23 protein-coding genes and 1 pseudogene are annotated in these 26,650 nt (G+C 66.7%); 7 read left to right on the top strand and 17 right to left on the bottom strand.

The window, feature by feature from the left end; translation table 11 throughout:
- Positions 1 to 3: 3 nt before the first annotated feature.
- From AC07X4_RS02825 to AC07X4_RS02805, 5 genes are all read right to left on the bottom strand, one after another.
- The gene (locus tag AC07X4_RS02825; protein WP_494739164.1) at positions 4 to 933 is read right to left on the bottom strand and encodes an amidohydrolase family protein; all 930 of its coding nucleotides are present in this window, start codon (positions 931 to 933) and stop codon (positions 4 to 6) included.
- A gap of 33 nt (positions 934 to 966) precedes the next feature.
- On the bottom strand, positions 967 to 1,971 hold the full coding sequence (locus AC07X4_RS02820) for a Bug family tripartite tricarboxylate transporter substrate binding protein (protein ID WP_192419069.1): 1,005 nt from the start codon (positions 1,969 to 1,971) through the stop codon (positions 967 to 969).
- An 86-nt stretch (positions 1,972 to 2,057) separates the two neighbouring features.
- On the bottom strand, positions 2,058 to 2,741 hold the full coding sequence (ligK, locus tag AC07X4_RS02815; protein WP_015016178.1) for a 4-carboxy-4-hydroxy-2-oxoadipate aldolase/oxaloacetate decarboxylase: 684 nt from the start codon (positions 2,739 to 2,741) through the stop codon (positions 2,058 to 2,060).
- A gap of 1 nt (position 2,742) precedes the next feature.
- Positions 2,743 to 3,777 carry an amidohydrolase family protein gene (locus AC07X4_RS02810; protein WP_056742987.1) on the bottom strand — a complete coding sequence of 345 codons (1,035 nt, stop codon included), beginning with the start codon at positions 3,775 to 3,777 and terminating at the stop codon, positions 2,743 to 2,745.
- 35 nt (positions 3,778 to 3,812) lie between these two features.
- Entirely contained in the window at positions 3,813 to 4,505 is a 693-nt protein-coding gene (locus tag AC07X4_RS02805) for a substrate-binding domain-containing protein (RefSeq protein WP_494739163.1), read from the bottom strand.
- 170 nt (positions 4,506 to 4,675) lie between these two features.
- Between AC07X4_RS02805 and AC07X4_RS02800 the strand changes: the two genes are divergently transcribed.
- Positions 4,676 to 5,641: a LysR substrate-binding domain-containing protein gene (locus tag AC07X4_RS02800; RefSeq protein ID WP_056067984.1), complete on the top strand. Its 966-nt coding sequence runs from the start codon at positions 4,676 to 4,678 to the stop codon at positions 5,639 to 5,641.
- Between the two features lie 157 nt (positions 5,642 to 5,798).
- Here AC07X4_RS02800 and AC07X4_RS02795 read toward each other — a convergent pair.
- The 8 genes and pseudogenes from AC07X4_RS02795 to AC07X4_RS02760 form a co-directional block, all read right to left on the bottom strand.
- Positions 5,799 to 6,689: pseudogene (locus AC07X4_RS02795) on the bottom strand (DUF1932 domain-containing protein); the annotation flags it as partial.
- A 42-nt stretch (positions 6,690 to 6,731) separates the two neighbouring features.
- Entirely contained in the window at positions 6,732 to 7,709 is a 978-nt protein-coding gene (locus tag AC07X4_RS02790) for a Bug family tripartite tricarboxylate transporter substrate binding protein (RefSeq protein ID WP_494739162.1), read from the bottom strand.
- A gap of 8 nt (positions 7,710 to 7,717) precedes the next feature.
- The gene (locus AC07X4_RS02785) at positions 7,718 to 8,449 is read right to left on the bottom strand and encodes an ABC transporter ATP-binding protein (protein ID WP_056743247.1); all 732 of its coding nucleotides are present in this window, start codon (positions 8,447 to 8,449) and stop codon (positions 7,718 to 7,720) included.
- Positions 8,442 to 9,215, bottom strand: coding sequence for an ABC transporter ATP-binding protein (locus AC07X4_RS02780; protein ID WP_260668851.1), 774 nt, complete (start codon positions 9,213 to 9,215; stop codon positions 8,442 to 8,444). The genes AC07X4_RS02785 and AC07X4_RS02780 overlap by 8 nt, the downstream gene beginning before the upstream one ends.
- Before the next feature lies 1 nt (position 9,216).
- Positions 9,217 to 10,212 (bottom strand): branched-chain amino acid ABC transporter permease, encoded by a 996-nt coding sequence (locus AC07X4_RS02775; RefSeq protein ID WP_494739161.1) that lies wholly within the window; start codon positions 10,210 to 10,212, stop codon positions 9,217 to 9,219.
- Positions 10,212 to 11,084 carry a branched-chain amino acid ABC transporter permease gene (locus AC07X4_RS02770; RefSeq protein WP_060984885.1) on the bottom strand — a complete coding sequence of 291 codons (873 nt, stop codon included), beginning with the start codon at positions 11,082 to 11,084 and terminating at the stop codon, positions 10,212 to 10,214. The genes AC07X4_RS02775 and AC07X4_RS02770 overlap by 1 nt, the downstream gene beginning before the upstream one ends.
- A 246-nt stretch (positions 11,085 to 11,330) precedes the next feature.
- On the bottom strand, positions 11,331 to 12,515 hold the full coding sequence (locus AC07X4_RS02765; protein ID WP_056067970.1) for an ABC transporter substrate-binding protein: 1,185 nt from the start codon (positions 12,513 to 12,515) through the stop codon (positions 11,331 to 11,333).
- A 145-nt stretch (positions 12,516 to 12,660) separates the two neighbouring features.
- Complete coding sequence (locus tag AC07X4_RS02760; RefSeq protein ID WP_056742974.1) at positions 12,661 to 13,437, bottom strand: GntR family transcriptional regulator; 777 nt, start codon at positions 13,435 to 13,437, stop codon at positions 12,661 to 12,663.
- A gap of 269 nt (positions 13,438 to 13,706) precedes the next feature.
- Here AC07X4_RS02760 and AC07X4_RS02755 point away from each other — a divergent pair, with 269 nt between their 5' ends.
- Complete coding sequence (locus AC07X4_RS02755; protein WP_436075900.1) at positions 13,707 to 14,762, top strand: aromatic ring-hydroxylating dioxygenase subunit alpha; 1,056 nt, start codon at positions 13,707 to 13,709, stop codon at positions 14,760 to 14,762.
- Positions 14,759 to 15,724: a PDR/VanB family oxidoreductase gene (locus tag AC07X4_RS02750; protein ID WP_494739160.1), complete on the top strand. Its 966-nt coding sequence runs from the start codon at positions 14,759 to 14,761 to the stop codon at positions 15,722 to 15,724. The genes AC07X4_RS02755 and AC07X4_RS02750 overlap by 4 nt, the downstream gene beginning before the upstream one ends.
- A 122-nt stretch (positions 15,725 to 15,846) precedes the next feature.
- Here the strand turns inward: AC07X4_RS02750 and AC07X4_RS02745 are convergent, their stop codons facing one another.
- From AC07X4_RS02745 to AC07X4_RS02735, 3 genes are all read right to left on the bottom strand, one after another.
- Positions 15,847 to 16,203 (bottom strand): HPF/RaiA family ribosome-associated protein, encoded by a 357-nt coding sequence (locus tag AC07X4_RS02745; protein ID WP_494739159.1) that lies wholly within the window; start codon positions 16,201 to 16,203, stop codon positions 15,847 to 15,849.
- 85 nt (positions 16,204 to 16,288) lie between these two features.
- Positions 16,289 to 18,310: a CHASE2 domain-containing protein gene (locus tag AC07X4_RS02740; RefSeq protein ID WP_494739158.1), complete on the bottom strand. Its 2,022-nt coding sequence runs from the start codon at positions 18,308 to 18,310 to the stop codon at positions 16,289 to 16,291.
- On the bottom strand, positions 18,282 to 21,851 hold the full coding sequence (locus tag AC07X4_RS02735) for a tetratricopeptide repeat protein (protein WP_494739157.1): 3,570 nt from the start codon (positions 21,849 to 21,851) through the stop codon (positions 18,282 to 18,284). Before AC07X4_RS02735 ends, AC07X4_RS02740 begins: the two co-directional genes overlap by 29 nt.
- A gap of 293 nt (positions 21,852 to 22,144) precedes the next feature.
- On the opposite strand from AC07X4_RS02735, the gene AC07X4_RS02730 reads away from it, so the two are divergent.
- Entirely contained in the window at positions 22,145 to 23,020 is an 876-nt protein-coding gene (locus AC07X4_RS02730; RefSeq protein ID WP_494739156.1) for a gamma-glutamyl-gamma-aminobutyrate hydrolase family protein, read from the top strand.
- On the opposite strand, the gene AC07X4_RS02725 is transcribed toward AC07X4_RS02730, so the two are convergent.
- A complete protein-coding gene (locus tag AC07X4_RS02725) occupies positions 23,003 to 23,956 on the bottom strand; it encodes a LysR family transcriptional regulator (RefSeq protein ID WP_494739197.1) in 954 nt (317 codons plus the stop codon). The two genes, AC07X4_RS02730 and AC07X4_RS02725, sit on opposite strands and share 18 nt — an antisense overlap.
- Positions 23,957 to 24,032: 76 nt before the next feature.
- Here AC07X4_RS02725 and AC07X4_RS02720 point away from each other — a divergent pair, with 76 nt between their 5' ends.
- The 3 genes from AC07X4_RS02720 to AC07X4_RS02710 all read left to right on the top strand — a co-directional run bounded on the left by AC07X4_RS02720 (position 24,033) and on the right by AC07X4_RS02710 (position 26,648).
- Positions 24,033 to 24,380 (top strand): protocatechuate 4,5-dioxygenase subunit alpha, encoded by a 348-nt coding sequence (locus AC07X4_RS02720; protein WP_142149905.1) that lies wholly within the window; start codon positions 24,033 to 24,035, stop codon positions 24,378 to 24,380.
- Positions 24,381 to 24,391: 11 nt separating this feature from the next.
- Positions 24,392 to 25,237 carry a class III extradiol dioxygenase family protein gene (locus AC07X4_RS02715; RefSeq protein ID WP_494739155.1) on the top strand — a complete coding sequence of 282 codons (846 nt, stop codon included), beginning with the start codon at positions 24,392 to 24,394 and terminating at the stop codon, positions 25,235 to 25,237.
- Between the two features lie 136 nt (positions 25,238 to 25,373).
- On the top strand, positions 25,374 to 26,648 hold the full coding sequence (locus tag AC07X4_RS02710) for a putative DNA modification/repair radical SAM protein (protein WP_494739154.1): 1,275 nt from the start codon (positions 25,374 to 25,376) through the stop codon (positions 26,646 to 26,648).
- Positions 26,649 to 26,650: the final 2 nt, after the last annotated feature.

Below are 26,650 nucleotides of genomic sequence, written 5' to 3'. Positions count from 1 at the left end.
GTGTCAGTCCTCCACGGTGACTTCTTCGGGCCAGTACAGGCGCATGGGGTTGTCCACCAGCAGCTTCTTTTGCAACTCCGGTGTCGTTGCGATGTGCGGGATGAAGTCCACCAGCAGGCCATCATCGGGCATGTGGTCCTTGAGGTTGGGGTGGGGCCAGTCGGTGCCCCAGAGCACACGGTCGGGGAACTCTTCCACCACGCGGCGGGCGAAGGGGATCACGTCGGTGTAGGCGTTCTGCTCGCCATTCAGGGCCTTGGGTCCGGTCACAGAGAGGCGCTCGGGGCAGCTCACCTTGCTCCACACGTTGGGGTGCTGGCGCATGAACTTCAGGAACAGTTCGAACTCCGGCCCATCCACCGGTTTGTTCACATCGGGGCGGCCCATGTGGTCCACCACCACTGTGGTGGGCAGGGCGGTGAAGAAGTCCCACAGCTCGGGCAGGTCCACCGCCTCGAAGTAAATCACCACATGCCAACCCAGCTGGTGGATGCGCGCGGCAATCTCCATCAGCTCGTCCTTGGGCGTGAAGTCCACCAGGCGCTTGACGAAGTTGAAGCGCACGCCTCGCACACCGGCGTCGTGCATGGCCTGCAGTTCTTCGTCAGTGACCGAGCGCTTGACGGTGGCCACGCCACGCGCCTTGCCGCCCGAGTGCACCAGTGCATCCACCATCGCGCGGTTGTCCGCACCGTGGCAGGTGGCCTGCACCACCACGTTACGCGCAAAGCCCAGGTGGTCGCGCAGCGCGTACAGCTGGTGTTTGCTGGCGTCGCAGGGCGTGTACTTGCGCTCAGGCGCGTAGGGGAACTGGGCACCGGGGCCGAACACATGGCAGTGCGCGTCCACAGCGCCTGCGGGCACCTGGAAGCGGGGTTTGCTGGGGCCGGCGTACCAGTCCAGCCAGCCGGGGGTCTTGGTGAATTCGCTCATGGGCGTGGGTCCTTGGTTGCTGGGTGGGGCAGGTCAGTCGAGGGACACGTTGGCCTTCTTGATCACGTCGCCAAAACGCTGGCTCTCGTCCTTGACGAACTGGGCGAACTGGGCGCGCGTGGTGGGGAAGGGCTCGTAGCCAAAGCTCTTGAACTTCTCCTGCACATCGGCGCCGGACAGGGCCTGCTCGATGTCCTTGCGGATCTTGTCGGTCACGGCAGCGGGCAGGCCGGGCGGCACGGCGATGGCGTTCCAGCCCGTCACCTCAAAGCCCTTGGGGCCACCCGATTCGCCCACGGTGGGCACATCCGGAAAGCTGGCCAGGCGCTGCGGCGCGGTGACGGCCAGAAAGCGCAGCTTGCCCGCACGTTGCAGCGGCCCGGCCGTGGCGGCGCTGCCCAGCGCAAACGACAGCTCGCCGGTGGAGACCGAGGTGTAAAGCTGCGTGGTCTCTTTGTAGAGCACGTGCTCCATCTGCGTGCCGGTGGCGCTTTCAAACAGCTCGGAGCCCAGGTGCACCGGGTTGCCGATGGACCAGGAACCGTAGTTGAGCTTGCCAGGGTTGGCCTTGGCATCGGCCACGATGTCGCTCACGGCCTTGTACTTGCTGTTGGCGGCCACCGTAAAGAAGAAATAGGTCTTGAATAGCGGCAGCAGCGTGTCGAAGTCCTTGGCCGTGTCGTAGGGCAGCTTCTTGAACAGGCTGGGGTAGGCGGCCAGGTGCACGTTGTCGAGCACGATCAGGTCATGCCCGTCCTTGGCGCCGCGCTTGAACGCGTCGATGGCGATGAAGCCATTGCCACCGGGGCGGTTCTCGACGACCACAGGCTGGCCCCAGCTCTTGGACAACTTGTCGGCCACCAGGCGGGCCACGCCGTCCGGGCCACCGCCCACGGGGAAGGGCGTGATGATGCGCACGGGCTTGGACGGAAACGCCTGCGCCGAGGCGAACTGGGGCACACAGCCCAGGGCTGTGGCCAGGCCCACGGCCAGGCCCACACGGCGGGAGAGAGAAACGGGAGACACGGAACAACGCATGGAAAGAAGAAGCTGTTTGCTATTAATTACATAGCTGCAAGCGCATGATCGAATAGCGCCTGCAGCCCAAAAGACTGAAAAACTGCTCAATCGATGTACTTGAGGCCCGCCTTCTCCAGGCCGGGGCGCATGTTGTACATGTCCAGGCCCAGCACGCCGCTGGCGAGCTTGGCGCGCTTCTCGCCCTCAAAGCTCTCGCGCTTTTGCGCGGCGGCCAGGGTCTCGGCCGCGCGGGCGGCGGGCACACACACCACACCGTCGTCGTCGGCCACGATCACGTCGCCCGGCGTGACCAGTGCACCGGCGCACACCACGGGGATGTTGACCGAGCCCAGCGTGGCCTTGATGGTGCCCTTGCTGCTGATGGCCTTGCTCCACACGGGGAAGTTCATCTCCTGCAGCGTCTTCACGTCGCGCACGCCGGCGTCGATGATGAGGGCGCGCGCGCCACGCGCCTGGAAACTGGTGGCCAGCAGGTCGCCAAAGTAGCCGTCGGTGCACTCCGAGGTGACAGCCGCCACCACGATGTCGCCGGGCTGGATCTGCTCGGCCGCCACATGCATCATCCAGTTGTCGCCAGGCTGCAGCAGCACGGTGACGGCCGTGCCGCTGACCTGCTGGCCACTGTAGATGGGGCGCATATAGGGCTTGAGCAGCCCCACGCGACCCATGGCCTCGTGCACGGTGGCCGAGCCGAGGGCAGCCAGGCCGTCAGCGGCTGCGCGGTCAGCGCGGGTGATGTTGCGATAGACAACGCCAAGTTCAAACATGTCAGAGCCCCTTTGCCTTCAGGCGTGAATCGAGTCGGGAGAACACGCGGCGCGTGTTGGCTTCGTAGATCTGGTGCTTGTCGTCGGCACTCAGGATGGTGGAGGCCTCGATGTAGCGCTTGGTGTCGTCGTAGTAGTTGCCGGTGGTGGGGTCAATGCCCCGCACCGCGCCGATCATTTCGCTGGCAAACAGCACGTTCTTCACCGGGATCACGGTGTTGAGCAGGTCGATGCCGGGCTGGTGGTACACGCAGGTGTCGAAGTACACGTTGTTCATCAGGTGCTCGTCGAGCAGCGGCTTCTTCATCTCCTGCGCCAGCCCACGGAAGCGGCCCCAGTGATAGGGCACCGCACCGCCGCCGTGCGGGATCAGGAACTTGAGCGTGGGGAAGTCCTTGAACAAATCGCCCTGGATGAGCTGCATGAAGGCCGTGGTGTCGGCGTTCAGGTAGTGCGCGCCGGTGGTGTGAAAGCAGGCGTTGCAGCTGGTGCTCACGTGGATCATGGCGGGCAGGTCGTACTCCACCATCTTTTCGTAGATGGGGTACCAGTGCTTGTCGGTCAGCGGGGGGCTGGTCCAGTGGCCGCCGGAAGGGTCAGGGTTCAGGTTGATGCCCACGGCGCCGTATTCGTGCACGCACTTTTCCAGCTCGGGAATGCAGGTCGCAGGATCGACACCGGGGCTTTGCGGCAGCATGGCCACGGGCACAAAGTGGTCGGGGAACAGCGTGGAGACGCGGTAGCACAGTTCGTTGCAGATGGCGGCCCAGGTGCTGGACACATTGAAGTCACCAATGTGGTGGGCCATGAAGCTGGCGCGCGGGCTGAACAGCGTGATGTCGCTGCCGCGCTCTTTCATCAGCTTGAGCTGGTTGGTCTCGATGGACTCGCGCAGCTCGTCGTCGCTGATGTGCAGGTCTGCCACTTTGGGCATGGCTGCGGGGTCTTTGATGCCGGCGATCTGCGCATTGCGCCAGTTCTCCAGCGCCTTGGGCGCCGTGGTGTAGTGGCCGTGGCAGTCGATGATGAGGCTCATTTTTGGGTGCTCCTGGAAGGTGTTCTTGTGATCGGTCAGGCGGGGGTCATGCCCTGCTTTTGCTTGGCGTCCGCCGCAGCGGGAGAAGCCAGGTAAGCCAGCAACGCACGTGCTGCATCCGCCTGTTGCGAATGCACGCCAACGCCTGCGGAAAACGTGGTGGTGATCTGGATGGCCGGTGGCAACGGGCCCACGATCTGGATGCCCTGCACGTGCAGCAGCTCGCTCAGTTGCTGGAAGCCCAGCGCCACCTCGCCCTTGGCCACCAGCGAGCCAACGGGCACGCCGGGGGGCGCCTGCACCATGCGCGGGGCGATCTGATCGGCAATGCCCCAGCGCTCGAACAGCTTGGCCAGCGCCACGCCGCTGGGGCCGGTGGACAGGCTGATGCTCGGCGCAGCCAGCACGGCAGCGCGCACGGCGTCTTCGCTGGACAGGTCGGGCAGCGGCGCGCCGGCAGGCACGGCCACGGCCACGCCGGAGTGCACCCAGTCCACCTTGCTGCCGGGCACCAGGTGGCCTGCGGCCAAAAGCTTGTCGATGGCGTCGGAGGCGAGGATCACCACGTCGAACGCCTCACCGGCCGCCACACGCTTGGCAGCGTCCACACCGCCCACCGATTCGATGGCAGCCTGCGTGCCCGACTGCTCCGCAAAACCAGCCACCAGGTCGGCCAGCACCTGGCGCGTGGCCATGGAAGAAATGCCTCGGATCACAGCTGGCGTCATGCGTTGTCTCCTGCCGGGCTGCGGGTGGCCCAGGCGGTGCGTGCAGTTGTATACATGCCGCCGATTGTGGGCAGCCGCAGCCCAAACATGAAGGCGGCACCGGCACTACCAGATATATCATTCCGTGATCGTTGACCCACAGCTATTGCAAATAGCAGAGAGCCTTGCCCATGGACCTCAAGCAGATCGAATACTTTGTGCGCGTGGCCGAACTGGGCAGCTTTACCCGCGCCTCGGTGGTGCTGGACATCGCCCAGCCCGCTCTGAGCCGCCAGGTGCGCCTGCTGGAGGTGGAGCTGCGCCAGAACCTGCTGGTGCGCAACGGCCGGGGCGCCACGCCCACCGAGGCGGGCAAGCTGCTGCTGGAGCACGGGCGCGGCATCCTGCACCAGGTCGAGCGCGCGCGCGAGGAACTGGGCCGCGTGCGCGGCGCACTGGCCGGACGCGTGGCCATCGGCCTGCCGCCCAGCATTGCCAAGGTGCTGACCGTGCCGCTGACCCGCGCCTTCCGCGTGAAGATGCCGGACGCGGCGCTGGCCATCAGCGAGGGCCTGTCGGTGGCCATGCGCGAATCGCTGACCACCGGGCTGCTCGACATCGCACTGCTCTACAACACCACGCCCGCACCAGGCATCGAGACCACTGCGCTGCTGGAGGAAGATCTGTTTCTGGTGCAGCGCCGCGCCCCCGGCCAGAGCGAGGCGGAGGCCGACGCCTTGGCCCGCACGCCCCTGCCGCTGGACGAGCTGCCGCGTTTTCCGCTGGTCATCCCCACGCGCCCCAACTCCATCCGCATGCTGGTGGAATCCGAACTGGCCGCACGCGGCAAGCGCCCGCAGATCAGCCTGGAGATCGACGGCGTGGCCGCCATCCTGGACCTGGTGGCCGATGGCGCGGGCTGCGCGGTGCTGCCCATGAATGCGGTCACCACGTCGGGCAAATCGGAAGTGTTCAGTACCCGGCCCATCCACGGCGCGGGCAGCGATGGGGACGGAGAGGAGGAAGGCGGCAGCACCCGCCTGCGCAGCAAGCTGTTCATGGCTGTCAGCTCGCAACGCCCGGCCACACTCACACAGCAGGCGATGGCAGAGCTGATTCGGACGACGCTGCAGGCGTTGTATAGAAGCCCCCCCTGAGGCGCTGCGCGCCTTCCCCCCGAGGGGGAACGACGCCCTCGCTGCGGGGCGGCCCTTGCTCGGCGTCCCTCGCTTTTTGAGCCGCGCCAGTTTCAATAGGCTGCAGTGGTAGCAGCGACCGCAGAAGCGCGTTGTCAGTTCCCGCCGGACATGGATGACCACTGCCCAGCACCCGGTCCGCATAGTCCTGCCAGCGCGCGTCCTTGGGCAGGCCGTGAAAGACGCCTTCGCGGGCCAGGTCGGCCACCCACTGCTGCTTGGCGGCGATGGCCGAGGCCATCAGCGGCTCCATGCCGGCCTCGTGCACCGTGTGGGCCGATTCGCGCATCTCTTCGGCGCGGCGCTGGCCGTGCTGCACGACGCGGCTGAAGAAGTAGCGACCCTGTTCGTGCCAGTCGATGGAGGGAAAGGTCTCGGCCAAGGTGGGCAGTACATGGTCTTCAACGCCGTAGTGGCGGGCGGTGGCGTAGCTCTCAATCACCAGGGCTTCAAGGCCCTTGATCATGATGCTGCGGCACATCTTGATGGCACTGGCCACGCCCAGTTGCTCGCTCACGAGTTTGGCATCCATGCCCCAGCTGGTCAGCACGGTGGCCAGTGCGGCGGCCTGCGCGCCGCCCAGCAGCATGGGCACGCGGATGCCGTAGGGGGGCACCGAGGTCATCACGCCCGCCTCGACATAGTGCGCACCCCGCGCCTGGATGAGCGCAGCGGCCTGCTGCTTGGTGCCGGGCGATGCCGAGTTGAGGTCCAGGAACACGGTGCCGGGGCGGATGTGCTGCGCGGCCTCCTGCGCCACGGCCAGCGTGTTCGATGCGGTGACGGCCGAGATGATGCAGTCACAACGCGCGCACAGTGCCTGAATCCCATCCACGGCCACCACGCCCGCTTGCGCGGCGTGCTGCTGCAGGGCGTCGCGGAGCGCGGGGTCGGCCAGCTTCAGGTCCCAGGCAGCGACCGAGGCCACGCAGGGCTGGACACGCAAGCCCGCACTGAAGATCTTGCCCACCTCGCCATAGCCCACTAGGCCGATGTGTGTGATGTTCATGCGATTTGCCTTTCGGTCACAAAAGCCGAAGCGCAGCAACCGTCACTGCCGCGCGATCTTGGCCCGGGCGATCACGTCGCTCCAGCGCCGCACGTCGGCCGCCAGGTGCTCGCCCAGTTGCGTGGGGGTGCTGCCCTGGGCATTCAGATTCAGCTCCAGCAGGCGCTTTTTCACATCGGGCTGAGCCAACGCGGCCTGCACCTCGCGCGAGAGGCGCTCCACCACCGCCGGGGGCGTCTTGGCGGGCACGGCTAAGCCGTTCCACGACGTGACGTTGAAGCCCGCGAGTGGCCCGCCGCTTTCGCGCACCGTGGGCACGTCGGGCAACTGCGGCGCCCGCTGCGGGCCCATCACAGCCAGCGGCCGTAGGGCCCTGGCGCCGATCTGTGGCATGAGACCACCCAGGATGTCGATCATCACGTCGATCTCGCCACCCCGCAGCGCCGTGATGACCGGCGGCGTGCCGTTGAAAGGCACCACCTGCGCGTCGATGCCCGCCGTCACCTTGAACAGCTCGGCCGCCAGGTTCTGTGTGGTGCCGATCTGTGGCGTGCCGATATTGAGCTTGCCCGGGTGGGCACGCGCATAAGCCAGAAGCTCGGCCAGGGTGGCAAAACGCCCGCCTTCTTTCACCACCACGGCCAGATCAAACGTGGCCAGCAGCGAGACAGGCGCAAAGTCCTTGAGTGTGTCGAACGGCAGCGACTGGAACAGCGCGGCGCTGACCGCCGTGCCACTGCTCACCAGCAGCAGCGTGTGGCCGTCGGGCTCAGCCCGCGCCACCAGGTCTCCCGCTACGACGCCGCCAGCGCTGGGTTTGTTTTCGATGACCACGCTTTGCCCCAGCGGGCCGGCGATCTTCTGGCCCACGGTGCGCGCCGTGATGTCGGCCGCACCGCCCGCCGCATTGGGCACGACGATGCGCAGCGGGCGTGAGGGGAAAGCGGCCTGCGCGCTGGCCTCACCGCCGAACGACGCTGCCAGCCAGGCCAGAAGGGTTCTGCGGTGCACGGCTTGCATGGCGCGCGCTACCGTGCCACGCCCAGCAGGCGGTCCAGCAGCTCGGGTTGGGCGCTCAGCTCGGCAGCGCTGCCGGTGTGCACCACAGTGCCCCGGTCCAGCACGGCGGCGTGGTCCGAGATGGCCAGGATGGCCTGCGGATGCTGCTCCACGATGATGGCCGACAGGCCCTCTTCGCGCGTGATGCGGCGGATGGCGCGCAGCAGCTCTTCCACGATGATGGGCGCCAGGCCTTCGAGCGGCTCGTCGAGCAGCAGCAGGCGCGGGTTGAGCACCAGCGCGCGGCCCACGGCTAGCATCTGCTGCTCGCCGCCGGACAGCTGTGTGCCCAGGTTGGTCTTGCGCTCGGCCAGGCGCGGGAACATTTCGTACACGCGCTCGGGCGTCCACGGCCGTGCGGTCGATCCTTTGCGGCCCGGGCGCGCCACGGCCGTGAGGTTCTCGTGCACCGTGAGCGACTTGAAGATGTTGCGCTCTTGCGGCACCCAGCCGATGCCGGCCGCCGCGCGTTCGTGCGGGGGCAGCTTGTGCAGCGCCACACCGCCCAGGCTCACCGTGCCCGCATGCTGGCGCGTGGCCCCGGCCAACGTGTTGATGAGCGTGGTCTTGCCCGTGCCGTTGCGCCCCAGCAGGGCCAGCGTGTCGCCTTCGGGCAGGGCCAGCGAAATGCCTTGCAGCACCACGGCCTCGCCGTAGCCTGCGCTCAGGCCCTCGATGCGCAGGAGTTCTGTCTTAGACATGCGCATCCTCCCCATGACCGAGGTACACCGCCTTCACCTGCGGGTCATTGGCAATCGTGTCCGGGTCGCCCTCGGTGAGCACCGTGCCGTTGACCAGCACCGTCATGCGGTTGGCAAAGCTGAAAACCAGGTCCATATCGTGTTCGATCAACAGCACTGAGACATCGGCGGGCAGTGCCGCCACGGTCTGCAGCAGTTCCTCGCGCTCGCCGGCGGGCACACCGGCCACGGGTTCGTCGAGCAGCAACACGCGCGGCTCGCAGGCCAGCGCAATCGCAATCTCCAGCAGGCGGCGCTTGCCGTAGGCCAGCACGCGCGTTTCCTCGGCCATAACGGAAGTCAGGTGGAACTGCTCCAGCAGTTGCTCGCAGCGCTCGGTGACCGCCTTGCGCGCACCCAGCGGTTGCCACCACTTGCCGCCCAGGCCCTGGTGTTGTGATACCGTGAGCGCCAGGGTTTCGAGCGGCGTGAGCGTGTCAAACAGCTGGTTGATCTGGAAGGTGCGCACCATGCCGCGCTGCACCCGTTGGTGCGGTGCCAGGCGTGTGATGTCCTGGCCTTCGAGCGTGATGGAGCCTTCGGTGGGCTCCAGCACGCCGGTCAGCAAGTTGATAAGCGTGGTCTTGCCCGCGCCATTGGGGCCAATGAGCGCATGGCGCGCGCCCTTTTTCAGGTTCAGCGTGACGTTGTTGGTGGCCGTGATGCCGCCAAAACGCTTGACCAAGCCCTTGGCCGACAGCACGGTGGTGGAGGTTGTCGTGTTCATATCAATGGCTTCCCGCTTTGGAGGCAGCCCCGGCCTTGCGACCGGCGCCAAACCAGGTCCAGGGGCGGAACAAACGGTCGCGCCCGACCAGTACCAGCACCACCAGGAACAAGCCCACCCAGAAGGTCCAGTACTGCGGTGTGATGGACGAGATCACGTCCTGCAGCAGCTTGAAGCCAATGGCGCCGAGGATGCCGCCGTACAGCCAGCCCACGCCGCCGATCACCAGGATCAGCATCACGTCGGCCGAGCGGTGGAACTCGAACAGGTCTAGCGAGGCAAAGCCTGTGGTCTGCGTGAGCAGTGCGCCCGCGGCACCGGCCAGCGCAGCGGCCAGCGTGTACACCTGCGCCAGCTTGGCCGTCACCGGGATACCGATGGCCATGGCGCGCAGCCGGTTGTCGCGGATGGCCTTGAGCGTGGCACCAAAAGGCGACTGCACGATGCGGCGCGCGATGAGGAAGAACACCAGCAGCACGGTGAGCGAATACCACGCGGCCGTGCGGCCATACAGGTCAAACTCGAACTGGCCAAGCACCGGCCCCATCATCACGCCCTGCAGGCCGTCGGCGCCACCGGTCAGCCAGTCGAGCTTGTTGGCCAACTCCAGCATCACCAGTCCCACGCCCAGCGTGACCATGAGGCGGGTGAGATCGGTGCCGCGCATGATGGTGAGCGACGCCACGGCGCCCAGCACGGTGGCCGCGCCAATGCCCACGGCCAGGCCCACCAGCGGGTCGGGCATCACATGCTTGGCAAACAGCGCGGCCGCGTAGCCGCCCAGCCCGAAGAATGCCGCATGGCCCAGCGAGACGATGCCGGTGTAGCCCAGGATGAGGTCCAGCGAAATCGCGAACAGCGCCACGATGGCGATCTCGTTGATGATGAGCGCATGGCTCGGCAGCGCCAGCGGAGCGGCAAAGGCCAGCAGCCACAGCACGGGCTCCCACCAGCGAAAGCGCCGGGCCTGCAGCAAGGTGTTTTGCAGGTTCGACATCACTTGCCCCCCTTGCGCACAAAGAGGCCCTGGGGGCGCCAGATGAGGATCAGGATCATTAGGCTGTACACAATGAAGGCGCCCAGCTTGGGGATGTAGTACTTGCCTGCCACGTCGGCAATGCCGAGCAGCAGTGCGGCCAGCAGCGGGCCGGTGATGGACGAGGTGCCGCCCACCGCCACCACGATCAAAAAGTAGATCATGAACTTGAGCGGGAAGCTCGGGTCGAGACCCAGCACCTCCGCGCCCAGCGCACCGCCCAGGCCCGCCAGGCCAGAGCCAAAAGCGAAGGTGGACAAAAACACGATGTTCACGTTGATGCCCATGCCAGCGGCCACGCGCTGGTCGTCCACACTGGCGCGCAGGCGGCTGCCGAAGCGGGTTTTGGTGAGCACATACTGAAGGCCCACGGTGAGCGCAGCGCACACCGCGATGATGAACAGGCGGTAGTGCCCCATGCCCAGCATGAGGGCACCGCTGCCGATCTCGGTACGGCCCTTGAGCCATTCAGGCAGCTGCATGATCTGCTGCGTGGAGCCCACAAAGTAGTCCACGCTGGCCACGGCCATGAACACCAGGCCAATGGAGAACAGCACCTGGTCCAGGTGGGCCTTGTGGTACAGCGGGCGGTACAGCGTGCGCTCCAGCACGCCGCCCAGCAAGGCCGTACCGACAAAGGCGATGGGCAGGCAGACGAGGAAGGGCACATCCAGCCGCTGCATGAGCAGCACGGTGATGTAGCCCCCCGCCATGGCAAAGGCCCCGTGCGCGAGGTTGATGAAGTTCATCAGCCCCATGGTCACGGCCAGGCCCACTGCCAGGATGAACAGCAGCATGCCGTAGGCAACGCCGTCGAAAAGAATGGTCAGCATGAAATCACTTCATTGAAGACAAAAAAGGCCCACAGTGCTCAGGGCTGTGGAAGTGCGACGAATCACCAAGGCTGATCGCTCAACGTGCGCGCCCCGGCGTCAACAAGCTCAGCCCGAACGGATCAAGATAAAGCCCCGGCCTCAAAAACTGGCGCGGCTCAGGCCAGTGCCGCCGTGCAAGGGCCGCCCCGCCGCACTGGCGGCGTCCCCCTGGGGGGAAGCCGCGCAGCGGCTCAGGGGGGCTTCTTATTTCGTCTTGCCGGGGTCCTTGACGTCCTTGATCACGTCAAATTCCACGTTGTACAGCTGGCCGTTCACGCGCTCCACCTTGCGCAGGTACACGTCCTGCACGATGTCGCGGGTCTGCGCATCGATGAACACCTTGCCGCGCGGGCTTTCGAAGATCTGGCCCTTCATGGCGGCCAGCAGGGCGTCACCGCCGCCGGCACCCTTGGTGGTCTTGAGCGCTTCATAGATCACGCGCATGCCGTCATAGCCACCCACGGCCATGAAGTTGGGACGCAGGCCCTTGTTGGCCTTCTCGAAGGCTTCCACGAACTTCTTGTTCATGGGCGAGGGGTGCGCAGCCGAGTAGTGGTGCGAGGTGACCACGCCCAGCGCGCCGTCGCCCATGTCGTTGAGTTGATCGTCGTCCGTCACGTCGCCGGTGCCGATGAGCTTGATGCCGGCCTTGTCCATGCCGCGCTCCAGGAACTGCTTCATCACCGCAGCGCCCGCGCCCGAGGGCACAAAGACAAACAGCGCGTCGGGCTTGGCGTCGCGCACCTTCTGCAGGAAGGGAGCGAAGTCGGGGTTGCGCAGCGGCACGCGCAGGGCTTCGGTCACCTGGCCGCCGTTGAACGTGAGGCGCTGGTTGAAGAACTTTTCGGCGTCGATGCCGGGGCCGTAGTCGCTCACCAGGGTCACGACCTTCTTGATGCCGTTCTTGGGTGCCCAGTCGGCCAGGGCCACCGACACTTGCGGCAGCGTGAAGCTGGTACGCACCACATAGGGCGAGGCCTCGGTGATGCTGGACGTGGCGGCAGCCATCACCACCAGGGGGGTCTTGGACTGCGTGGCCAGCGGGGCGGTGGCCATGGCCGAGGGCGTGATGCCCATGCCGGCGAGCACGTTGACCTTTTCGTTGACGACCAGCTCCTGGGCCAGGCGGCGGGTCACATCAGGAAGACTGGTGTCGTCCTTGATGATGAGCTGCACCTTCTTGCCACCCACCATGTCGCCGTTCTGGGCCATGTACAGGCGCGCCGCGGCTTCGATCTGCCGGCCGGTGGTGGCTTGCTGGCCGGTCATGGGCAGAACCAGGCCGATCTTGAACACGTTGTCCTGCGCCACGGCGGGCAACACGGTCAGGCCGGTGGACAGCGCGATGGCGGCGGCAGCCGAGGCACGAAGAAGGTGGCGTTTTTGCATCGTTGTCTCCTGTGGAAAGTCGTTGTATACAGAAAATGCTGGCGGGAGTTTGGCGTGGGCTGGGTTATTTCACAAGCGCAAATTCAAGCATTCAGGTATCGCCAAATGCAATAACTCAAGGAGTCCCGGACGCCTGCACCGGCCGTTATGCCCGCTCGCGGATCAGCTGTACACCGGGCAAGCCCTGCACCTGCGACGCCTGCACCGCCGCCAGCAGGTTGCGCCGGGTGATGCGCGAGTGCTCGCGCAGGATGGCCTCGGCCCGTGCACCCTCGCGCCGCTCGATGGCATCGAGCGCCTGGCGGTGCTGGTCTTGCGCCACCACCAGCATGTCGCGCGCCTGGGCCGAATGCGTCTGCACCACCACAAACGCAGAGGGCGACGCAAACGGCAGGCCCTTGACGCGGTCCAGCTCCCGCGCCACCACATCACTGCCCACCATGCGGCTGAGCAGCAGGTGAAACCGTGCATTCAGCTCCACATAGCGCGAAAAACCTTCGTCATCCAGCGTGGGCGGGGCCAGGGCACTGTCGATGGCGTCCAGGCAGGCATGGGCCTCGGCCAGCAGGGCGGGGGCCACGCCCCGCTCGGCCGCCAGGCGCGCGGCCAACCCTTCCATGGTGCCGCGCAGTTCAATGGCGTCGGCCACATCGGTTTCAGAGAACGTGCGCACGGCGTAGCCGCCACCGGGCAGTCGGTGCAGCAGGCCCTCCTGCTCCAGCCGCATCAGCGCGGCGCGAATGGGTGTGCGCGACACCCCCAGCTTCTCGACGAGGGTCAGCTCGGCAATGCGGGCGCCGCCGGGCAGCTCGCCCGCCAGGATCATCTCGCGCAGGCGCAATTGCGCCTTGACGGCCTGCGAGGTACCGGCCTCGGCGGCCTCGGCCGGTAAAGCAATGGTCAGGGGTTCGGGAGGGTTCATGGCGATAGGGAGCGATACGACCAGCGAGGGGAGAGAATCAGTCAGCGCAATGTATACACAAACCAAAACAACATCCACTCAAAAACACCCCAACACATTACAAAACAACAAGTTAGAAGATATGCCAGAGTGCAATAGCTGCTTTACGCCTTTACTATGTATACATAAACTCGCCTTTTTCGCACAATCGCCCCACCTAGCCTGCGATCTGCGAGCGGGCTGTATACCAAGCCTGCAACGACACCATCCACCCACGGAGAGAGACAACCATGTATCCCAAGAACGCCTGGTACGTAGCCTGCACGCCCGACGAGATCGCGGACAAGCCCCTGGGCCGCACCATCTGCGGCGAGAAGATCGTGTTCTACCGACCCGCGCCCGACCAGGTCGCCGCGCTGGACGACTTCTGCCCCCACCGGGGCGCCCCGCTGTCGCTGGGCACGGTGTGCGAAGGCCACCTGCAGTGCGGCTACCACGGCCTGCGGGTGGAATGCACGGGCAAGTCGGTGTCCATGCCCGGCCAGCGCGTGCAGGGGTTCCCCAAGGCGCGCAGCTTTCCGGTGGTGGAGCGCTATGGCTTCATCTGGGTGTGGCCCGGCGACGCCGACAAGGCCGACCCCGCCACCATCCATCACCTGCCCTGGGCCAACAACCCTGAATGGGCTTACGGCGGCGGGCTGTACCACATCGCCTGCGACTACCGCCTGATGATCGACAACCTGATGGACCTGACGCACGAGACCTATGTGCACTCCACCAGCATCGGCCAGAAGGAAATCGACGAGGTGCCCTGCAAGACCCGCGTGGAGGGCGACGAGGTGATCACCAGCCGCTTCATGGAAGGCATTGAAGCCCCCCCATTCTGGAAGATGGCGCTGCGCATGAACGGCCTGCCCGACGACCAGCTGGTGGACCGCTGGCAGATCTGCCACTTCACGCCCCCCAGCCATGTGCTGATCGAGGTGGGCGTGGCCCTGGCCGGCAACGGCGGCTACAACGCCCCGGCCGACAAGAAGGCATCGAGCATCGTGGTGGACTTCATCACGCCCGAGACCGAAACCTCGATCCACTACTTCTGGGGCATGGCGCGCAACTTCAAACCGCAAGACCCGTCGCTCACCACCCAGATCCGCGACGGCCAGGGCAAAATCTTTGCGGAGGACCAGCAGATGCTGGAGCTGCAGCAGGAGAACCTGCTGCGTTACCCCGATCGCAAGCTGCTCATGCTCAACATCGATGCGGGTGGCGTGCAGTCGCGCAAGATTCTGGACCGCCTGCTGGCGGCAGAACGCGCACCTGCCGCAGCACAGGCGGTGGCCGCATGACCGCGCAGGAGACCCTGCAGGTCCGCGTCGTCAAGAAGCAGGCCGAAGCCGAGGGCATCGCCAGCTATGAGCTGGCGCGGCTGGACGGCGCCGCACTGCCGCCGTTCAGCGCGGGCTCGCACATCGATGTGCACCTGCCGGGCGGGCTGACGCGGCAGTACTCGCTGTGCAATGCCTCGCACGAGTCGCACCGCTACCGCATCGCCGTGTTGCGTGACCCGGCATCGCGCGGCGGCTCGGTCGCCATGCACGACAGCGTGCACGAGGGCGACGTGATCACCATCAGCACGCCGCGCAACCACTTTGCGCTGCACCCTGCACAGCGCACGCTGCTGCTGGCGGGCGGCATTGGTGTGACGCCATTGCTGTGCATGGCCGACCGGCTGGCGCGCACGGGCGCTGACTTTGCGCTGCACTACTGCACCCGCTCTGCCGAACGCACGGCGTTTGCTGCTGAAATTGCCGCATCGGCCATTGCGCCCCACGCCCACTTTCACTTCGATGCAGGCGCCCTCGAGCAGAAGCTAGACACCGCCGCCGTGCTGGCGACCCCCGGCCCCGACAAGCGTCTGTACGTGTGTGGCCCGGCAGGCTTCATCGACCATGTGGTGACCACCGCCAAGGCCCTGGGCTGGGCGCAGGACCACATCCACCTGGAATACTTTGGCGCCCCGGCGCAGGACACCTCGGGCGACCAGGGGTTTGAGGTGCGCATTGCCAGCACGGGCAAGGTCTACCCGATTGCGCCCGATGTGTCGGTGGTGGAAGCGCTGCGCAAGGAGGGCATCGACATCCTGACATCGTGCGAACAAGGCGTGTGTGGCACCTGCCTCACGCGCGTGCTGGAGGGCGAGGTGGACCACCGCGACATGTACCTGACCGACGAAGAAAAGGCGGCCAACGAGCAGTTCATGCCCTGCTGCTCCCGCGCGCGCAGCAAGCTGCTGGTGCTCGACCTGTAGGCGACCCCAACAAAAAGGCGCTGCAACCTTCGGGCTGCAGCGCCTTTTTCATTACTCCTGAATTGATAGCTACCAGCACATGAAAATCATGCGCTAGAAGCCTATTTCACCTCGAATTCACTTCAATCCCGTTCGTCGGCGGCCACACGGATGGTGTCACGGCCATTGCGGCCCTTCACACGGCCCAGGTCAGTGTCGAGGGCGCGGGCCAGTTTGTCGGCCGCGCCGATGAAGGCGTTGGCCATCTTGTCGGCCTCATCAGTCACGGTGATGGGCTGGCGGCCCGTGACGCGCGCTTCGATGCGGCAGCGCTTGTCATTGGCACCGGACTTGCCCGCATCCAGATCGGTGAGGAACACCTCCAGCCGCGTCACATGATCCTGAAAGCGGGACAGCCGGCTCTTGCACTCGTCTGTGATCCAGCGCGCCAGCGAATCGCCGCCGTGGATGTGGTCGTCGGTGTTGACTTGTACTTGCATGGAGAGGGTCCTTCCTGATGAAGTTGCGAAGTCCCCATCATGGCACCGGCATCCATATCCCCGGTAAACACATGTCAAAGGATGTTTACAGCTTGTCCAGCGCCACGGCGGGTTGCCAGGGGGCCTCGGTGGGCAACGCTCGCGCCTCGGCCACGCGCTCCAGCAGGCGGGTGGCGGCCGGGTCGCCGGGCAGCCGCTCCAGCACCTGCGCCAATTGCGCCTCGGCGCCGGTCCAGTCGCGCGCATGGAAGGCGGCCAGCGCTGCGCTGCTGGCATCGCGCACCGTGGCGTCGTCGCAGGGCGTGAACACGCGCACGGGCTCGGTCTTGCCCTTGACGATCACATCGTCCAGCGCGCGCAACGCCATCGTGGGCGGCAGCTGCGCTGCCGTGGCGGCCGACAGCAGGATGCCGGTGCCAAAGGCTTTGTTGGCGCCCTCCAGCCGTGCCGCCAGGTTCACCGCATCGCCAATCGCCGTGTACGAAAAGCGCTGGTCGGAGCCCACATTGCCCACCACCACACGCCCCGTGTGCAGCCCGATCCGCATGTGGATGGGCGGCAGTCCGCGCGCGCGCAGGTCGGCCACCAGCGCCTGCATGGCCTGCTGCATGGCGATGGCGGCGGCCACGGCGTGTTCGGCATGCCGCGGGTCGTCCAGCGGCGCGCCCCAGAAGGCCATCACCGCGTCGCCAATGAACTTGTCCACGGTGCCGCCCGTGGCGTGCACGATCGGCGTCATGGCGTTGAAGTAGCCGGTGAGCACCTCCACCGTTTGCTCGGCACTGAGCTGCTCGGACAGCGTGGTGAAGTTGGCCAGGTCGGTGAACATGAGCGTGACCTCGCGCGCCTCGCCACCCAGGCGCATCAGCTCGGGCTGCGCAATGAGGCGCGAGACCACGGCAGGCGGCACGTACTGCGCAAACATCGCCCGCGTCTGGCGCGCGCGCTGGCGCACCACGGCATAGCCCACCAGCGCAGCCGCTCCATAAATGGCGACTGCCGCCGCCGCAGGCAACAGCGGTGGCCACCACAGGCGCGGGCCGGCAAACAGCCCCCACGACACGGCTCCCATGGCCACCACCAGCGCCGCCGTCAGCGCCGCCGCGCCCGCCGGGTGCAGCCGCCGGCTCGCCCCCAAAAGCACCGGCAGCAGCAGCACGGTGATCACCAGGGTCCACACGTCCGACACGCTGCGCAGCCCGCCGCCGGTGAGGTAGTTGTCCAGCAGCGTGGCCTGCAGCTCCACCCCCGGGAAAAGCCGCTCACCGCCCGCCGTGCCAAACGGCGAGTTGAACAGGTCGGCCTGCGAGTGCGCCAGCTCGGTGGCGGTGCGCGCCGAGCGCCCCACCAGCACGATCTTGCCCTTGAAGAAACCTGCAGGCAGCAGCCCCGGCTCCAGCGCCTGGTAGTACGAGCGCGTGTCAAACGTGCCGCGCGGGCCCCGGTAGCCGATCCAGTCGAAATGGTGCAGCGCCGGGGTCTGGCCGCGCGCCTCTGTCACGCGCTGGGCCAGCCGTAGCGCAAAGCCTTCGCGCGCGACGGGGGCGCGGCGCACCACGAAGTCGTCGTCCGGCTCGACCCCGGCATCGCCCGCATCAGCGCCAGCGTCCAGAAACCGCTGCAGCGGCTGGATGTCCATCCACAGCGCGGCATTGGCGCTGTCGATCTTCTCGCGGGTGGAGGCCAGCACCACGGGCAAGCCCTGCCCCACCTGGGCCATCGTGCGGTCCAGAGCGGCGTCTTCGGCCTCGGTGGTGGGGTCGGCAAAAACAATGTCCAGCCCCACGGCCAGGGCGCCGTCTGCGCGCAGCCGCTCCAGCAGGGCCGCATGCACGCTGCGCGGAAACGGCCAGGTCTGCTGCAGATCCTGAAACGTCGGCTCGTCGATCGCAAGAATCACCACCGGCACGGTCGTGCGGTGGGGGGCCGCCAGCGCCGTCAGCACGTCAAAGGTCTTGAACTCCAGCGCATGCCAGGTGCGGCTGAGCGTGGCGGCCCCCACCAGCAGCAGCGCCAGCACCCCCGCCGCCAGCGAGAGCCACCGCTGGCGCTGCCGGGCGTGCGGCACCGCCGCCCGATCAGAAGCGATAGCGCGCATCCAGGACATAGCGGGTCTTTTGCCGGTCGGACTTGGGCGCCCACAGGTTCATGGCCGCAACGCCCACCACCCAGCGTTTGTCCTGCGTTTCCCAGAAGCCCATCAGGTCCACGCCCCAGCCCTGCGCACGGCGCGTGAGGTTCTCCTTGTCCTCAAACCGCTCGGACCGGTACACCGCGCGCGCGCTCAGGTACAGGCGCTGCGCGCTGGCCCAGGTGGCGCCCAGCGCGACGGTGTGGCGCGGAATGTAGGGAATGCGCCCCACCACCTCGGCACCGCCGTCGAGCATGCGGCTTTCACTGTGCTGGTACAGGTACTTGGCGTAGCCCGACCAGCGGCGGCTGAACATGTGGTTGACCGTGCCACCCAAGGTCTGCAGCGTGCCGCGCTCAAAACTCGGCGTGTCCTCCAGCAGGTCACTGGTGGACAGGTTGACCAGCTGCGCGTTGCGCATTTCTTCGAGGAACGGCAGGCTGGGGGTGCGCAAATCCACTCCCACGGTGCCGGGGTTGTTCACCCGCAGATGGTCGGCCCGCAGGCCCACAAACGTGTTGGCGCCCACCTCCATGCCCAGCTGCGCCACCGTGCGTTTGTGGCGGCCACCGGCTTCCACCAGCCGGTCCTCGACAGGGATGCCTGCGGTCTCCACGCTGGCAAGGGTGGAGACGCTGAGAGGCCGCAGCCAGTCCTGATAGGCCACGCGCAGCGTGGTGCCCGCAGCAGGCTGCCACACCGCCCCCAGGCGCGGCGTGACCACGCGCTCGGTGTCCGCGCGGCGGGCCTGGTCTTCGCTCAGGGCATCCAGCCCCACCAGGTAGCTCTGCGTGAGGCCGTCCACGCGGTGGCGGATTTGCTGCAGCCCCAGGGCTGCGTCCAGGCTCAGCGCCGGGTCCAGGCGTTGCGTGGTGGCCAAGGTGAGGCCGGTGTAACGACGGTCAATGCGGTTGTAGCCTGCCAGGACGAGGTAGTCGCGGTACAGGCCCACGCCTGGGATGTCAGCCACCACGGCGGCCTCGCCCGCCAGCAGGTTGTTCTGGCGCTCGCGCACATGCTCCAGCGTCACGCTCCAGCGGCTGCCGGGGGTGGTGTCCACGGTGTGGCGCAGCTGAATGTCGCTGAAGTCCTTGCGCGGGGCACTGCTCACGCCCATGACGGTCAGGAACGGTGGCTCGATGTAGGCCGTGGGGTAGCGCAGCAATTGCAAGTTGTCCACGCTGCGGCCCAGCTTGATCCAGGTTTGCTCCGTCGGCCCCCACCGGTAGGCCATGCCCAGGGCGCCCTGGGTGACGGTATCGTCCAGGGCCGTCTCCTGCGCGTTCTGGCCGCGCAGGCGCATGCTGAACTGATTGGCGTAGGCAAACAGGTTGATGCGCTCGGTGGGCTGCATGCCCACCCCAGCGGTGATGGCATGGGCACGCAGGTCTCCCTCGCCCGCACGCATGGCAGGAAGGCGGTTGACCTGCAGGTCGAACGGATAGGCACTCACATCCGCCGTCTGCGCCTTGAAGAACCACGACACCGGCACATGGCTGTTGTCCAGGCCATTGAGCGTGACCGCTGGCGCACGCATCCGGTAGAACTCGCGGTCCAGCGTCACACCCACCGATCCGTGGCTGCCGGGCTGCTGCAGCAGCGGCGAATAACGCTGGCTGCCCCCAAACGCCATGGGGTCGGTCAGAAAGCCCTGGAACAGCGCCGAGTTCTTGTTGAATTCGCCCGCATAGCGGTCTGCCATGAACAGGTGGCTGCCGCCCCAGTAGGGGTAGAAGCTCTGCTGCGCCATCTCCAGCGCCCAGTCTTCCATGCCAAAGAACGCCAGCGATGACCCCAGGTTCGCACTGCCCTTCTGGTCGTTGGCCACCTGGTTGAGCGACTTGAGATATGGCATGCGCCCCACGGCGGCGCGCGCAGCCTCCACCGCTTCGCCGGGCTGGAACAGATCGGTGTGGATCTGCGCCAGCAGCATGTAGGGCACAGGGTCCTTGTCGTCCAGTACGGTCGCCTGCTGCAAGGTGGTCAGCGCATCCTGATGGCGGCCCAGCTGGTAGTAGGCCACGGCAGTCCAGGTCTTGGCGCGGGCATAGCGCGGCTCCATCACGCCCGCCCGCAAGAACGCATCCAGCGCGGCATCCGGCTGCCCTTGCTTGAGGTGCAGCAGCCCCTGGCCGGTGAGCGCGACGTAGTCTGCCGGGTTGTCACCCAGCGCGGTGGCAAACGCCTGACCCGCTTCGGTGAACTGGTTCACAAAGGTTTCCAGCGTGCCCAGCTCGCCCCAGGCACCGGGCGATTGCGGCGACAGCTGCAACGCGCGACGCAGGTTCTCGCGGGCGGGGCGCGGGTCTTCGCGCTCGGCATGCGCACTGCCCAGGCCTTGCCAGGCGCGTGCATCGCCTGGCGCCAAAGTCTGGGCCTCGGCATAGGCGGCCAGCGTGCCAGGCGCATCGCCCCGGCGCCGGGCCAGCTCGGCGCGCACCAGCGCCAGGTCGGCGTGGGCCGTGCCTTGCGCGGGGGCCAGGGTGGCAGCCGCTTCGTCCACCCGGTCGCTCAGGATCTGCACGCGCGCCAGTTGCGCCACCAGCGCCGGGTGGGCGGGCCAGCGCTGGAGCGCCGTGCGCAGCGTACCGGCCGCTGCAGCCCCTTCCCCCTCCATCAGCTGCACGTCGGACTGCATGAGCCACGCGGGCAGCGGCGCGGCGTCCACCGCAGCCACCTGCCGCGTCAGCGACCCGCGTGCGGCCAGCAGGTCGCCCGCCTGCAGGGCCACAGCCGCATCAAACACATCCACCCATACAGGCGCTGCGGTAGTGCGCGCCTGCGCCAGCGCGGCACGGGCCGCCCCGAGGTCGCGTGCCGCCAGGGCATCCCGCACGGGCGCCAGCGCTGCAGGCACGGGCTCGGCCGACAGGTGGGGCACCGGGTCGGCACGCAGCGCGTTGACCCACTGGATGCGGTCTCGCGGCTGGCTCAGCACCAGCTTGACCGGGGCCTTGCCCACTTCGGCCAGCGCCGCTTCGTTGGCGCCCACCGACACCGAGCCCTGCGCGTTGGAAAACTCCACCGTGCCCGACAGCACGGTGATCAGCGTGCGGCCATCGTCCTCCACACTGATGTCCCAATCGGTGCCACGGATCGCAGCCGTCGCGGCCGGTGTCTCCAGGTTCAGGCGGCTGCCGTCGGCACGTTTGGTCTGCGTCCACGCACGGCCAGCGTTGAGCAGCAAGGTGGTCACGGGCTGTGCCGGGGTGGCCACGCCCTTGACCTGCAGCACCGTGTTCTGGTGCAGTCGCAGCTGGGTGTCGTCCGCGAACAGCAGCGCCATCTTGGCGGCCTGGCGCGTGCGCACAAAGTCGCCCTGGGCCAGGGCCTGGGCCAGTCGGGCAGGGCCCCAGTCGGCTGCGGAGGCGGCACGCTGGTCACCTGTGCCTTGCAGGCTGATGATCTCTGCCGCCGCACCGGCGGGCACGGTGGCCTGTGCCACCAGCGGACAGGCGGCAGCTGTCGCGGCCACCAGCGCAGCCAGGGCGGACAAACGGAATTTTGGATGGGACATTTTTTCTGCTTTCGGGGAAGGCGTGCATCGCGCCACCGGGCGCCCCTCCCTGGCACCGGGTGAGCCGAAATTATGGCGATCAGCCCCCCAGATTTCGCCCGCGTCCCGTCGACATGCGGACACATTTCATGAAGAAAGCCACATTTCGTTGCAGGTTGTGGCGCTTTGCGCGCTCCACCAACCCATGCAGGCGACGCGCCGCTCCGCACGGCCCTTTCCTACAGACGCCACAGGGGGTGCGGTGCTACAACTGCAGGAATCACGCGCACAAGCGCTGCCCGGAGCTTTCCCCCATGCCTGCTGCCCCCCGCCTCAAGATTGGCCTGTCCGCCTGCTTTCAACACGCCGACCCTGCACGCCCGCTGTTCACGGGCAAGACGCTGCAGTATGTCGAGCAGTCCATCGCCCACTGGCTGATGTCGGCCGGTGCCATGGTGGTGATGGTGCCCTGCCCCACGGGCGAGACGGCACGCGGCGACGTGACGCTGGACCACTATGCCGAGTGGCTCGACGGCATCGTGATGCACGGTGGCGCCGACGTGTGGCCGGGCAACTATGGCGAGGAGCCCCTGCGCGAAGAGTGGGTGGGCGACCGCGTGCGCGACCTGTACGACCTGGCCGTGGTGAAAGCCTTTGCCCAGGTGGGCAAGCCCATCTTTGGCGTGTGCCGGGGCCTGCAGCTCATCAACGTGGCCTTTGGCGGCGCGCTGTACCAGGACATCGAGACCCAGCACCCCGGTGCGCAGAAGCACCGCAACGCCAGCACCTACGACCAGCACTTTCACGACATCCACATCCTGCCCGACTCGCACCTGGCCAAGCTGTACCCCAACATGCCACGCGCGCGGGTCAACAGCATTCACCACCAGGGCATCAAGCGAGTGGCGCCCGAGTTTGTGGTCGAGGCCCTGAGCGAGCCCGACGGCGTGCCCGAGGCGATTCGCCTCAAGCCCGCGCCGGGGCGCGGCTACATCGCCGCCACGCAATGGCACCCGGAGTTCCACAAGCAGGGTTCAGACACGCTGGACGACACGGCCATCCTGAATGACTTTCTGGCGGCGTGCGAACAGGCCAAGGCCCACCCACGGCCGGTGCTGCGCCCCGCGCCTTCGTTGCGGGAACGGGCGGCGCGGCGGCTACGGCAAGCGCTGTCACGGCAGCGCGACTGACGCAGACGCCGGTGCGCCACTGCCCGGCGGCAACACCGCCGCAAGCACGTCCTGCAGTTGCGCCCGAAGCCAGCGGTGCGCGGCGTCCTGCTGATAGCGCACATGCCAGATCAGGTACATGGGCAGGCTAGGGCAGGCCACGGGCACCGGCACACCCGCCAGCGCGGCCAACGCGGTGCGCCCCATCAGCGACGGCGCTGTAGTGAGCAGCGAGGTGCCCCGCACAAACGCGGGCAGCGCGGCAAAGCCCGGCACGCGCACCACCAGGCGGCGGCGCACGCCACGTGCTTCCAGTTGCTGGTCCAGTTCCAGCCCCCGGTGCGCCTCGTAAGCCACCGTGGCGTGGTCCGCCGCCAGGTACTCCGCCTCTGAGGCCGGAGCTCTGCGCGCGGCCGGGTCATAGAACACGCGGTATTGGTCTTCAAACAGACGCTTCTGCACGATGTCGGTGCCCTCGGGCGGGCGGGGGCTGATGACCAGTTGGCACGCGTCAGACCGCAGCAGTTCGGCGCTGGGCGCGCCGCTGGGCACGATGCGCAGCGTGACGCCCGGTGCAGCGCTGCGCAGGCGCGCGGCCAGCGCGGGCAGCAGCAAATCGCGCTGGAAGTCATTGGCGGCGATGGTCAGCTCGGTCTGCCAAGCGCGCGGGTCAAAGTCGGCCCCTTGGGCAAACAACTGCATCTGGTGCAGCATGTCGCGCGCGGGCTGGGCCAGGGCCTCGGCGCGCGCGGTAGGTACGATGCCGCGCCCGCGCTTCACAAACAACGGGTCGCCGGTGATGGCGCGCAGCTTGTCGAGCAAGTGGCTCACCGCCGACTGGGTGACGCCCAGGCGCTCGGCCGCCGCCGTGATGCTGCCCGTCTCCAGCACCGCCAGCAGCAGCTTCAGCAGGTGCCCGTCCAGCTGTGATCCATCGAATTTGCTCATGCATTCGATGATCTTGGGCCCCTTCATCTTTGGCAATGCCGTCGCGACACTGCGGGCTGACTTACATCAAGCCCCGGAGACTTCCATGCCTTCCAAACTGCCCCCGATCCCCGGCACCACGCCGTTCGATGGCGACCAGGCCCGCAAGGGCTATGCGCTGAACAAGATGTGCTTTTCGTTCAACGACGAGGCCAACCGCAAGGCCTTTCTGGCCGACGAAGAGGCGTACATGAAGCAATACGGCCTGAACGAACAGCAGGCCGCCGCCATCCGCGCCAAGAACGTGCTGCAGCTGATTGCTGCGGGCGGCAACGCCTACTACCTGGCCAAGTTCGCGGGCATCTTCAAGCTGGACATGCAGGACATCGGCGCACAGCAGACGGGCATGACCAAAGACGAATTCAAGGCCATGCTGGTCGCAGCAGGCCAATAAGGAGACACCACATGGCACAACTCATCGGCGGCCTCGGCACCTCGCACATCCCAGCCATTGGCAACGCCATCCACAAGGGTCTGCAAAACGAGCCTTACTGGAAGCCCTTCTTCGACGGCTTTCCCCCAATCCGCCAGTGGCTGGGCGAGAAGCAGCCCGACGTGGTGGTGATGTTCTACAACGACCACGGTCTGAACTTCTTCCTCGACAAGATGCCCACCTTTGCCGTGGGTGCGGCGGCGCAATACAACAACGCCGACGAAGGCTGGGGCATCCCCACGCTGCCGCCCTTCCCGGGCGAGGTGGACTTGTCGTGGCACCTCATCAACACGCTGGTCGAGCAGGAGTTTGACGTGACCACCTGCCAGGAGATGCTGGTGGACCACGCCTGCACGCTGCCGCTCAAGCTCTTCTGGCCCGAGGGCGATTGCCCCGTGACGGTGGTGCCGGTGTGCATCAACACCGTGCAGTTCCCGCTGCCATCGGCCAGGCGCTGCTACGCGCTGGGCAAGGCAGTGGGCCAGGCGATCAGCAGCTGGGACAGCAACATGAAGGTGGCGGTGATCGCCTCGGGCGGGCTCAGCCACCAGCTCGACGGCGAGCGCGCGGGCTTCATCAACAAGGCGTTTGACCTGCAGTTCATCGAGAGCCTGACCACCAACCCCGAATGGGCCACGCAGTTCAGCGTGCACGAGCTGGTGGAAAAGACCGGCACCCAGGGCGTGGAGCTGCTGATGTGGCTGGCCATGCGGGGCGCCCTGGCCACTGCGAGTGCGGGAGTGCGGCGGGTGCACAGCAACTATCACATCCCCATTTCGAACACGGCCACGGCGGTGATGGCCCTCGAAACGGTGTAATCCAGCAATTTTCAGCTGATTTTGGCTGCAAGCGCATGATTTTCATAAGTTTGCAGCTATTAAATCAGGAGCATATTGCCGCTATCGCTTGACCCCAGGCTGGCGTCAGACAATCAAAATACTGTAAATTCATCCAGTGAATTTACAGTCCAAACTCGCCATCCTGGCCGACGCCGCCAAGTACGACGCCTCGTGTGCATCGAGCGGTGCTGCGCCGCGGAACTCGGTGGGCGGGCGGGGCATGGGCTCTACCGAAGGCATGGGCATCTGCCACAGCTACGCGCCGGACGGGCGCTGCATCTCGCTGCTGAAGATTCTGCTCACCAACTTCTGCCAGTACGACTGCCTGTACTGCGTGAACCGCGTGACCAGCAACGTGCCCCGCGCGCGCTTCTCGGTGGATGAGGTGGTGCAGCTCACGCTCGATTTCTACCGCCGCAATTGCATCGAAGGGCTGTTCCTGTCCAGCGGCATCATCCAGAGCCCCGACTACACGATGGAGCAGGTGGTGGAGGTGGCCCGCGTGCTGCGCGAAGAGCACGACTTTCGCGGCTACATCCACTTGAAAACCATTCCCGACGCATCGCCCGAGCTGATGCAGCGCGCTGGCCGCTATGCCGACCGCCTGTCCATCAACATCGAGCTGCCCACGGCCGAGAGCCTCACCGCCCTGGCGCCCGAGAAAAACAGCGCCGCCATCGACCGGTCCATGGCCCGCATGGCGGTGCACATTAGCGAATCGCGCGCGGCCCGCAAGGAGCAAGCCGCGCAGGCCATCGTCTCAATGCCGCAGTCGCGCACCACACGCCGCGCCAGCGTGCCGCACTTCGCGCCCGGCGGGCAAAGCACGCAAATGATCGTGGGGGCCGATGCCACCAACGACCGCACCATCCTCGCCACCAGCGCGCGGCTGTATGGCGTGCACCGGCTGCGGCGCGTGTACTACTCGGCCTTCAGCCCCATCCCCGACGCCGCCCGCGCCCTGCCGCTGGCCGCGCCGCCCACGGTGCGCGAGCACCGGCTGTACCAGGCCGACTGGCTGATGCGCTTTTACGGTTTCACGCACGACGAAATCGTGCCGCACTCTCAAGTGGGCATGCTGGCGCTGGATGTGGACCCCAAGCTGGCGTGGGCGCTGGCGCACCGCGAGCGTTTTCCGGTCAACCTCAACACCGCCCCGCGCGAGCTGCTGCTGCGCGTGCCCGGCTTTGGCGTGCAGACGGTGGACCGCCTGCTGGCCGCCCGCCGCGTGCGCCGCCTGCGGCATGCAGACCTGGCGAGGCTGCATGTGCCGCTCAAGAAAGTGCTGCCGTTTGTGGAAGCGGCAGACTACCGCCCTGGCCGTGCTTTGGAGGCTGCTGATTTGGCAGTCCAACTGGCGCCGCCGCCCGCGCAACGCAGTTTGTTTTGACG

The organism is Acidovorax sp. GW460-11-11-14-LB4 (assembly GCF_059423685.1).
This window is presented reverse-complemented; position numbering and strand designations above follow the sequence as displayed.

Excerpts from the sequence above, each read along its gene's own strand:
- AC07X4_RS02770 (WP_060984885.1), bottom strand. The coding sequence starts at position 11,084 with ATGCTGACCATTCTTTTCGACGGCGTTGCCTACGGCATGCTGCTGTTC.
- AC07X4_RS02785 (WP_056743247.1), bottom strand. The coding sequence starts at position 8,449 with ATGTCTAAGACAGAACTCCTGCGCATCGAGGGCCTGAGCGCAGGCTAC.
- AC07X4_RS02800 (WP_056067984.1), top strand. The coding sequence starts at position 4,676 with ATGGACCTCAAGCAGATCGAATACTTTGTGCGCGTGGCCGAACTGGGC.
- AC07X4_RS02760 (WP_056742974.1), bottom strand. The coding sequence starts at position 13,437 with ATGAACCCTCCCGAACCCCTGACCATTGCTTTACCGGCCGAGGCCGCC.
- AC07X4_RS02755 (WP_436075900.1), top strand. The coding sequence starts at position 13,707 with ATGTATCCCAAGAACGCCTGGTACGTAGCCTGCACGCCCGACGAGATC.
- AC07X4_RS02780 (WP_260668851.1), bottom strand. The coding sequence starts at position 9,215 with ATGAACACGACAACCTCCACCACCGTGCTGTCGGCCAAGGGCTTGGTC.
- AC07X4_RS02775 (WP_494739161.1), bottom strand. The coding sequence starts at position 10,212 with ATGTCGAACCTGCAAAACACCTTGCTGCAGGCCCGGCGCTTTCGCTGG.
- AC07X4_RS02735 (WP_494739157.1), bottom strand. The coding sequence starts at position 21,851 with ATGTCCCATCCAAAATTCCGTTTGTCCGCCCTGGCTGCGCTGGTGGCC.
- AC07X4_RS02745 (WP_494739159.1), bottom strand. The coding sequence starts at position 16,203 with ATGCAAGTACAAGTCAACACCGACGACCACATCCACGGCGGCGATTCG.
- AC07X4_RS02765 (WP_056067970.1), bottom strand. The coding sequence starts at position 12,515 with ATGCAAAAACGCCACCTTCTTCGTGCCTCGGCTGCCGCCGCCATCGCG.
- AC07X4_RS02820 (WP_192419069.1), bottom strand. The coding sequence starts at position 1,971 with ATGCGTTGTTCCGTGTCTCCCGTTTCTCTCTCCCGCCGTGTGGGCCTG.
- AC07X4_RS02810 (WP_056742987.1), bottom strand. The coding sequence starts at position 3,777 with ATGAGCCTCATCATCGACTGCCACGGCCACTACACCACGGCGCCCAAG.
- AC07X4_RS02825 (WP_494739164.1), bottom strand. The coding sequence starts at position 933 with ATGAGCGAATTCACCAAGACCCCCGGCTGGCTGGACTGGTACGCCGGC.
- ligK (WP_015016178.1), bottom strand. The coding sequence starts at position 2,741 with ATGTTTGAACTTGGCGTTGTCTATCGCAACATCACCCGCGCTGACCGC.
- AC07X4_RS02730 (WP_494739156.1), top strand. The coding sequence starts at position 22,145 with ATGCCTGCTGCCCCCCGCCTCAAGATTGGCCTGTCCGCCTGCTTTCAA.
- AC07X4_RS02720 (WP_142149905.1), top strand. The coding sequence starts at position 24,033 with ATGCCTTCCAAACTGCCCCCGATCCCCGGCACCACGCCGTTCGATGGC.
- AC07X4_RS02790 (WP_494739162.1), bottom strand. The coding sequence starts at position 7,709 with ATGCAAGCCGTGCACCGCAGAACCCTTCTGGCCTGGCTGGCAGCGTCG.
- AC07X4_RS02715 (WP_494739155.1), top strand. The coding sequence starts at position 24,392 with ATGGCACAACTCATCGGCGGCCTCGGCACCTCGCACATCCCAGCCATT.
- AC07X4_RS02750 (WP_494739160.1), top strand. The coding sequence starts at position 14,759 with ATGACCGCGCAGGAGACCCTGCAGGTCCGCGTCGTCAAGAAGCAGGCC.
- AC07X4_RS02740 (WP_494739158.1), bottom strand. The coding sequence starts at position 18,310 with ATGTCCTGGATGCGCGCTATCGCTTCTGATCGGGCGGCGGTGCCGCAC.
- AC07X4_RS02805 (WP_494739163.1), bottom strand. The coding sequence starts at position 4,505 with ATGACGCCAGCTGTGATCCGAGGCATTTCTTCCATGGCCACGCGCCAG.